The sequence below is a fragment of the Micromonospora sp. M51 genome (assembly GCF_018070305.1).
Taxonomy (GTDB): domain Bacteria; phylum Actinomycetota; class Actinomycetes; order Mycobacteriales; family Micromonosporaceae; genus Micromonospora; species Micromonospora parva.
Window position 1 is genome coordinate 1 of the sequence record NZ_JAGPXZ010000187.1, and the last position, 8792, is coordinate 8792.

Consider the following 8792-nt stretch of genomic DNA (forward strand, 5'->3'; position numbering starts at 1 on the left):
CTGCAACGGCATGTGCAGCGAGTGGCAGACGTTCGGCGTCTCGGCCATCGCGGCGATCACGTCGTCGGTGAAGTCCTTCGGGTGCGGGCTCGTGAACCGGACCCGCTCCAGGCCGTCGATGTCGCCGCAGGCCCGCAGCAGTTTGCCGAACGCGTACCGGTCGCCGAACTCGACACCGTAGGAGTTGACGTTCTGCCCGAGCAGGGTCACCTCCAGCACGCCCTCGTCGACCAGGGCGCGCACCTCGGAGAGGATGTCGCCGGGGCGCCGGTCCTTCTCCTTGCCGCGCAGCGCGGGCACGATGCAGAACGTGCAGGTGTTGTTGCAGCCCACCGCGATCGACACCCAGCCGGCGTAGGTGGACTCGCGGCGGGTGGGCAGCGTGGACGGGAAGACGTCGAGGGACTCGAGGATCTCCACCTCGGCGGCGGCGTTGTGCCGGGCCCGCTCCAGCAGCACCGGCAGCGCGCCGATGTTGTGGGTGCCGAAGACCACGTCCACCCAGGGCGCCTTGCGGACGATGTCGCCGCGGTCCTTCTGGGCCAGGCAGCCGCCGACAGCGATCTGCATCCCGGGGTGCTTGTCCTTCACCGGGCGCAGCCGACCGAGGTTGCCGTAGAGCCGGTTGTCCGCGTTCTCCCGGACGGCGCAGGTGTTGAAGACGACGATGTCCGGGGTGTCGTCGGTCGGCACGGCGCGCACGTAGCCGGCCTGTTCCAGCAGGCCGGAGATCCGTTCGGAATCGTGCACGTTCATCTGGCAGCCGTACGTCACGACGTTGTAGGTCCTAGCCACCCTCTTGGTGCCCCTTCCCCTCGGGCTACCAGGGTAGCGGCCCCTTCGGGTGCCCCAACCCACCGGCATTGACCCGCCGGCCCATAGCGGGCATCCACGACGGGCAGTACGCTGCACAACAAGGATGTGTTCTGGGCGATTTCGGGGGCTTTGCACTCGGCGCCGACGATGCGCGGCTCCGTTCACGGGGGAGCACATGACGACCCGCGGGAGGCCAACCGTGACGCGACAAGAGGCGACACAGCGCACCGTCACGACCCCGGACGGCCGGCACCTCGCGGTGGAGACCTCGGGCGCACCGGACGGGCCGGCGGTCTTCCTGCTGCACGGCACCCCCGGCAGCCGCAGCGGCCCCCGACCCCGCGGCATCGTCGTCTACCGCCTCGGCGTGCACCTCGTCTGCTACGACCGCCCCGGGTACGGCGACTCCGACCGGCACGAGGGTCGACGGGTGGCCGACGCCGCCGCCGACGTGGCGGCGATCGCCGACGACCTCGGCATCGACCGGTTCGCCGTGGTGGGCCGATCCGGTGGCGGACCACACGCCCTGGCCTGCGCCGCGCTGCTGCCGGACCGGGTCACCAGGGCCGCCGTGCTGGTGGGGCTCGCCCCGGCCGGCGCACCCGACCTCGACTGGTACGCGGGCATGGCGGAATCGAACATCGAGGACTACGGGCAGGCCGACGAGGACCTGGCCGAGCTGACGCTCAACCTGAAGGTTCGCGCGGACGAGGCCCGCCGGGACCCGATGACGCTACTGGACTTCCTCCGCCCCCAACTGCCCGACGAGGACATCCGGGTCGTCGACGACGTGGCGATCCGCCGACTGCTGACCGACATGTACTCCGAGGCGCTGCGCCACGGCCCCGAGGGATGGATCGACGACGTCCTGGCGATCCGGCGCGGCTGGGGGTTCGACCTGGGCGCCATCCGTGCGGAGGTCCGTCTCTGGCACGGCGAGCAGGACCGCTTCTCCCCGGTGGAGCACTCCCACTGGCTCGCCTCGCGGATCCCACGCGCCGAGGTGCAGGTGCAGCCCGGCGCCGCGCACTTCGGGGCCGTGGAAATCCTCCCGCAGACCCTGGCCTGGCTGGCCACGCCGGACCTCGCGACCAGCCCGCACCTCTGAACGCCCGGCCGGGTGGGCCCGGACATCGGACCCGCCCGCCGAACGACCCGATCAGATGGTGTGCGGGTCGATCACCCGGACCACGAACCGCCGTTCGCGCAGGGTCCGCACGGTGGGGTGCTCCACACCGATCACCTCGGCCAGCCGGTCCGCCACCACGCCGACGTCCTCGGTGGCCGGGCCGTCCCCGGCCCGCCGCGCCACCAGGGCGAGATCGCCGAGGCAGCGCAGCGTGTCCGGGTGGTCCGCACCGATCACCGTGGCCAGCCGGCCGGCGGCCTCCCGCAACCGGTCCCGCGCCGACTCCCAGTCACCCTCCTCGGCCAGGCACACCGCCTGGTTGACCTCCGCCGCGAGGGTGTGCGGGTGGTCCGGGCCGAGCACCTTGCGCAACTCGCCGACCGCCCGGGCCGCCGAGGCGAGCGCGTCCGACCTGCGGCCCAGCGCACGCTCCGCCGCGGAGATGTTGCTCACCGTCGCCAGCACGTGCGGGTGCTCCGGGCCGAGCCGGAGCTGCTCCTCGAACGCCACGCGCACGGCGTTCATCTCGGCCAGCGCCCGAGCCGCGTCACCCACCGCCAACAGGTTCGCCGCGCGACTCGACCGGCACGCCACCGTGTCCGGGTTGTCCGGACCGAAGCGTTCGTCGAGTTCGCGGTAGGCCGTCTCGAACATCGGTGCCGCCTCGCTGCCCCGACCGGAGCTGCGCATCGACACCGCCAGGTTGACCTGGGCGGCGAGACTCTGGCCGTCATCCGGGCCGAGCACCTCGCAGTACGTGTCGTACACCGTGCGCAGCAGCGTGGCCGACCTCGCGTACTCGCCGGCTACCCGCAGGTCCCGGCCCAACCGCAGGGCGGAGCCGAGGCTGTACGGATGGGTGCGGCCGAGCCCCAGCCGCCGCCGCGGGAGCACCTCGACGTCCCACCGGCGGGCCGACCGGTAGTCACCGACCAGCCGGTACGAGACGGCGAGGTTGTTGGCCGCGCTCAACGTCCGGGGGTGGTCCTCGCCGAACACCTGCAACCACGAGGCGTAGGTGGACCGGTCCCGCTCCAGGGCCTCGGCGTAGCGGCCGAGCGCCCGCAGGTCACCACCGAGGCTGCCGGCCGTCATCAGGCTGTGCGGGTGCAGTGGGCCCAACAGCCGACGCTGCTCGGCCAGCACCGCCTCGTCCAGGTCCCGGGCCTCGTTGAACCGGCCCAGGCTGCGCAGGATGTTCGCCCGGTTGAACCGCAGGTGCAGCAACTGTCGGTGCAGCGCCGACGCCTCGACCTCGTCACGCGTGTCGCCGAGCCGGGCGCTCCAGGTGTCGTCCACCTCCTGGCTGAACCCGTCGGCCTGGTTCAGGCCGCCGCGCTGCCACAGGTAACGGACCCGGTCGATCAGCAGTTGGCACACCGACTCGTCGGGGCAGGTCAACGCCTCGGAGACCTCCAGGTGCGGCCAGAGCATGCGCAACCGGGCCCAGGTGGTCGGGTCGTCCACGTCGCCCCGGGGCCGGGACGCGGCCAGCACCAGGTGCACCTGGTGTCGGGCGGCGGTGATCTCGTCCTCGGTCATCCGGTCGCGGACCACCGCCTGCAACAGCCGGTGCACCTGGACGCGACCGCCCTGGACGTCGAGTTTGAGCAGCGCCAGACGGTTGATCTGCTGGACCAGGGCGCCGCGCACGAGCCGCTCCGACACCGACGGGTCGAACGGGACCAGGGCCGCCGCCATCTCGTCGCTGTAGATGAGTTCGAGGGCGATCTCCGGGGCCAGCACCGAACAGAGCTGCAACAGCCGGTACGCGGCGGGCGCCTGTTCGAGCAGCCGGTTCAGTGACAGGTCCCAGGTTGCCTCCACGGAGAGGGCGCTGGGGCCGTGCCGCTCGATCTGCCGCAGGTAGTCACCGACCGACGTGCCGGTGTCGGCCAGCCAGGCGCCCGCCGCGGCCACCGCGATCGGCAGGTCACCGAGCGCCTCGGCCACCCGGTCGGCCTCCTCGGCGCTGATCGTGGGCACCCGCTGGGCGAGGTGCGCCACGCTCTCGGTGCGGTCGAAGACGTCCACCTGGATCGGGTTCGCCCGGTCACCCCAGGCGCGGTTGCGGGAGGTCAGCAGGACGTGCCCGGGGCCCTGCGGCAGGAAGGGCTCGATCTGGTCGAGCTCCTCGGCGTTGTCCAGCACGACGAGCCACCGCTCGTACGGCTCACCACGGCCGAGCACCTGCAGCACCGACCGGACCGTGTCGGGCAGGGTGGGGCCGACGAGGATGCCGAGGCGACCGGCGAGGTCGGCGAGAGCGCTGTCGACGAACTGCGGCGGGTCCGCCACGATCCACCACACCACGTCGTACGCGGCTTTGAACCGGTGCACGTACTCCAGGGCCACCTGCGTCTTTCCGACGCCGCCCATGCCCTGCAGGGCGACCGGCAGCACCACCGCGCTGCCCCCGCTCTGCAACTGCGCGCGCAGCCGCGCCAGGTCGTCCTCCCGGCCGGTGAACCGGGCGTTCCGGTTGGGCGCGTTGAAGATCAACGGCTCGGTGCCGGGGAAACGGGTCGCCCCACCGGCCGGCCCGTCCGCCGACGACGGCACCGGCCGGCCGACCAGCCGCAACACCCGCTCCACGGCGGTCGCGGCGCTCACGTTGACCAGGTTGGTGGAGCTCTGCGACGGGAACTCCGCCAGCGGGCGCAGGTCGGCGACGTAGACGGCTAGGGCCGTGGAGCCGGTGCTCGTGTCGCGGTCGGGCAGACCGCCCGACGGCGTCGCCACGTAGGCCGGCGAGACCACCGTCAGCGTGCGCGGTGCCGGCGTACCGGCGGACCCGACGGCGGCGGTGGGCTCCACCACCCGCAGCCCCGCCGAGCTGAGCACCCGCTCCAGCCACTCGGCCCAGATGGCGTCCTCCGGCGCGTACCGGAGCACGATCTGGTCGTCGATCGCCTCGGTGCGGCGGCGGAACCGGGCCTTGCCCCGCTCCCGCACCGACTCGTCCATCACCGGCAGCGCGGTCACCGCCCCGTCGGTGAGGATCCCCGTCAACGTCTCGAACGCGGCCAGCAGCGACGTCGGTGAGCCCGGCGGATCGCCGAACGTGGCGAGGGTCTCCTCGTACGCGTAGAACGGTCGGTACGGGACCTCCACCGCGGCCCAGTAGCGCCGCCGTTCCGCCTCGGTCATGCCCGCCGGCAGGCCGGCGAAGCGGCGCATGGCCAACAGGCGACCCGCCTCGGCCCGCTCCTTCTCCGCCTGGTCGACCCGCATCGGCACCGGCAGCACCCGGATGTCGCGCCGCCGGTACCGGTCCCGGACCGAGTGCGCCACCCGGGCCGCGCCGTCGATGCCCTGGTCGCTGAGGGTGAAGCAGTCGACAAGGGTGTCCGGCAGGTGCAGGGTGCAGATGTCGGCGACGTCGCTCAACCCCGTCCGACTGTCGATCAGGGTGAAGTCGTACTGGCGTTTCATGTCCGCCCGCAGCGCCTCGAAGAACTGCGCCCCGCCCAGCCGGTTGTAGAAGTTGTCCCAGTCCAGGCCGCTCACTGACACGGCGTAGTCGCTGTTCTGCCGGCCGGCGGAGAGGAAGTCGAGGCCACCACCGTCGGGGAAGGTCCACCGCAGTGAAAAGGCGTGCCGCCCGACCCGGGCGTACTGCTCCATCCAGCGGTCCGGCCGGTCGTTGACCCGGGTGGTCTCCCACTCGTAGTCGCGGATCATGTCGATCACGCCGCTGGTGCCCTGGATCGCCTCGGCGTCGAGGAACGGGTGGAAGAAGCGGTGCAGACCCGGCGACTCGAGGTCCCAGTCGGCGACGAGCACCCGCCGGCCGCTGGCCGCCAGGATCCAGGCGACGTTGGCCAGCGCCATCGTCCGGCCCGTTCCACCCTTGAACGAGTAGAAGGTGACGACCTGGCCTTCGCGATCGTTGTTCATCGGTCTTCTCCGTGGGGACGCGGTGGGGCCGGATCATCAGGCGGGGACGCGGAGTCGGTCGACACGATCGAACCGGCCGCGGGCAGGCCGTCACGCAGACGCGGCACCGGCTCCGGCGGTGGTTCGAAGGGGACGACCGGGCCGTGCTTGAGGAACTGCCGGCGCGCCTCGGTGACCAACGCCGGCATCAGGTCGACGAACTCCGGCATGCTGCACGCGCGCTTCACCTGGGGCAGACCGGCGTCCTGCAGGAGCTGGGTCACCTCGGTGGCCCAGTGGGTGGCGTCCTGCGTGTCGTCGTCGTCGGTGACCACCAGCGGAACGACCCACTCGCGCAGGCCGCGCACCATCCGGGCGAGGACCTTGGCCGCGTCCGGGGCCGCCGCGATCCACGGGTCGACGAGCAGCACCGCGGGCCGCCGGTCGAGCAGCGCCGAGGCCTGCGCGAAGTCCTCCGTCCGGGCCGACAGCCCGAGCCGCTCGGCGGTGCTGGCCGCGTACTCGGCGGCGGGCAGCTGCTGGCTGCGCCCGTACGGCCGCCAGAGCCGGCCGCTGGCGGCGTAGCCGGCGGGGTCGCGATCGGTCGGCAGCCGGTCCCGGGTCGGGGCCAGGACGGCGACGACGAAGTCCGGGTCGGTCGGCGCCGGGCGGACCACCTCGTCCAGGCCGGGCGCTCGGGACGGGCCCATCGGTCGCCGCTCGGCGGTGTGCACGATCCGGCTCGCCAGCCGGCTCAGCAGCAGCTCGTACTGGGTCCGGTAGGAGGCCAGCATGCAGAACGCGCGCAGGCCGTCGGCGGCGTACTCCGGGACGTCGCGGCCCAGGTCGAGGGCGCCGTCCAGCTCCGGGTGGGCCTCCCACGGGGGGAACGGGATCCACAGCACCGGGGTGAGGTGCCCGGCGGTGAGCCGGGCCGGGCCGGCGGCGGCCAGCCGGGCCCGGAAGGACTCCTGCTCCCCCAGTGCCCAGGGGCGGCTGAAGTAGCCGGGTGAGTAGAGCGGGACGAAGACCTCGGCGTCACCGAGCGCGTCGGCGAGCGCGGCCTTCCAGTCGGCGCCCAACGGGATGTGCTGGTCGAAGAAGCCGATCCGCATCCCGGCGACCGGTCGCGCCTGACGCCGCACCTCGTCGGTCAGATCGGCGAAGAACTGGCCGACCCAGACGTCGGCGTCGGCCCGGGCGCCCGGCGGGGGCGCCGAGTGGGCGTAGCTCAGGAAGAAGTACGTCCCGCGCGCCCCCGACCGACGCCGGTCCGTCGGCGGGCTCACGACGGCTCCTCGGCGAACCGGTTGCACAGCTCGTCCACGCTCGCCGGCACCCAGGGTTCGACCAGGTAGGACCGGTGGATGGCGACGATCCGCTGCGCGAGCCGCCAGACCACCGCCCGGTACGCGTTCTCCCACTGCATGGTCAGCAAGCCATAGACCCCGTCCCGCTGGTAGTGCACCGCGATGTCGGGATCCGGCATCGCGGTCGGGGAGAAGCGCTGGATGTCGCGGAGCACCCGAGGCAGTGCCGTGCCGTTGGTCGGCGACCAGGTGACCGGCACGATCGCCGTCTCGTGCACCGACGCGGAGCTGTGTCGCGGGGTGATCCGCCGGCGGGAGAACGCGTCCCACTCCCGGCCGCACCACTCGCTGCCGAGCAGCGCGCTGGACACCAGCGGAACGAAGACCTGGCAGGTGCCGGCGGCCTGGAGCAGCTCCGGGCTCCAGCGTTCGCCACCGGCGATGGAGGTGTCCAGAAAGCCGGCGTCCACTCCGGTCACCGGGCCGACCAGCTCGCTGACGTGGACGGAGAGGTCCTCGAAGAAACGGGAGACGTATTCGGCGGGTTTGCCGGTGGCCCGGCCGACCGGCGCCCGCGAATAGCTGATGAAGAAGAGCGGGGCGCGCGCTCCGGAGGGTGCGTCCACTGTGCTCACCGCTGCCCCTCCGCCCTCCCCACGCGGCCGGAACATCAGCGTAGTCCCCGCGTCAACGCCGCGCCGCCAACCGGTTCGCGGCGAACCAGGCAGTCGCGAAGTCGACAGCGGCCCGCGCCGGCAGCAGACGGGCGTCGGCCCGCCCCACCCGACCGTGGCGCACCAACGGCGTCTCGTCGAGCGCGGCACCCACCTTCGGGAAGTCCCGGTCGTCCAGGTCGAGCGCCCGGAAGTCGAGGCGGACCCGCCGCCCGTCGACGAGCCGGAAACAGTGGTAGTCGCGCTCGGGCGGCGGCACCGGCAGCCGGTACTCGGCCAGGTGCAGGGCACTGCACGCCTCGTAGCCGAGGCCGAGCAGCAGGATCTGCCCGTCCGCCGCGTAGAGGCCGCCAACCGGTGAGCGTTCCCCCAGGTGGCAGGTGAGGTCATGACCGTCGGTGAGCTGCCGGGCCCGGGGACCGAGCGCGGCGAACGAGGTCTGCGGATGGTCGCTGCGCACCGCCCCGGGGGTGCACCGGACGTACTCGGCGAGCACACCCATCCGTTGCGAGGGGGTGCTGCGCCGGTCCCAGCCCGGCAGCGCCGCCTCGTACCGCTCGCGCTGCGCCCGGTCCATGCCGGCGGTGGCCGCCAGGTGGGCGCGGGAGGTGGTCGAGTTGCCGTCGGTCTGGGTGGGCACCAGCAGGGTCCCGGCCGGGCCGAGGACGTCGCGCAGCGCGCCGGCGAGGGTCGCGGGGCCGTGCTCCAGCGGGCCCACCCGCCGCAGGCCACAGTGCACCAGCAGGCACACCCCCGGGCGTACGCCCAGCGCCCGCAGGTCGTCGGCGAGGCGGGAGCGGCCCAGGCGGGGCGGTGGCTGCTCATCCGGACCCGACACGGGTCTCCTCCAGCGCGTGGCGCAGCTGGCCGACGAACCGCTCGCCCGCCGCCGTGAGCGACCGGCTGGCCAGCAGCGCCTCGACGCCGTCCCGGGTCCACGCCCGGAAGTGGGCCGCCTGCGCCGACGCGTCCGGATCGTCGGTG

At 73.0% G+C, this 8792-nt stretch carries 6 protein-coding genes; 1 reads left to right on the forward strand and 5 read right to left on the reverse strand.

The window, feature by feature from the left end:
* Positions 1-795: MiaB/RimO family radical SAM methylthiotransferase (locus KBX53_RS12840; RefSeq protein WP_210859370.1), on the reverse strand; the 795-nt coding region annotated here is incomplete at its 3' end.
* A 220-nt stretch (positions 796-1015) separates the two neighbouring features.
* On the opposite strand from KBX53_RS12840, the gene KBX53_RS12845 reads away from it, so the two are divergent.
* A complete protein-coding gene (locus KBX53_RS12845; RefSeq protein ID WP_030336749.1) occupies positions 1016-1924 on the forward strand; it encodes an alpha/beta fold hydrolase in 909 nt (302 codons plus the stop codon).
* A 51-nt stretch (positions 1925-1975) separates the two neighbouring features.
* On the opposite strand, the gene fxsT is transcribed toward KBX53_RS12845, so the two are convergent.
* The 4 genes from fxsT to KBX53_RS12865 are packed head-to-tail and all read right to left on the reverse strand — an operon-like array spanning position 1976 to position 8646.
* Complete coding sequence (gene fxsT, locus KBX53_RS12850) at positions 1976-5845, reverse strand: FxSxx-COOH system tetratricopeptide repeat protein (protein ID WP_210859371.1); 3870 nt, start codon at positions 5843-5845, stop codon at positions 1976-1978.
* Entirely contained in the window at positions 5842-7113 is a 1272-nt protein-coding gene (locus tag KBX53_RS12855; protein WP_051708808.1) for a TIR-like protein FxsC, read from the reverse strand. The genes fxsT and KBX53_RS12855 overlap by 4 nt, the downstream gene beginning before the upstream one ends.
* The gene (locus tag KBX53_RS12860; RefSeq protein ID WP_030336755.1) at positions 7110-7769 is read right to left on the reverse strand and encodes a TIR-like protein FxsC; all 660 of its coding nucleotides are present in this window, start codon (positions 7767-7769) and stop codon (positions 7110-7112) included. The genes KBX53_RS12855 and KBX53_RS12860 overlap by 4 nt, the downstream gene beginning before the upstream one ends.
* A gap of 52 nt (positions 7770-7821) precedes the next feature.
* Positions 7822-8646, reverse strand: coding sequence for an aminoglycoside N(3)-acetyltransferase (locus KBX53_RS12865; protein WP_245233744.1), 825 nt, complete (start codon positions 8644-8646; stop codon positions 7822-7824).
* Positions 8647-8792 lie beyond the last annotated feature (146 nt).

Bases quoted from the DNA above. Each gene is read 5' to 3' on its own strand.
- fxsT (WP_210859371.1), bottom strand. From the start codon at position 5,845: ATGAACAACGATCGCGAAGGCCAGGTCGTCACCTTCTACTCGTTCAAG.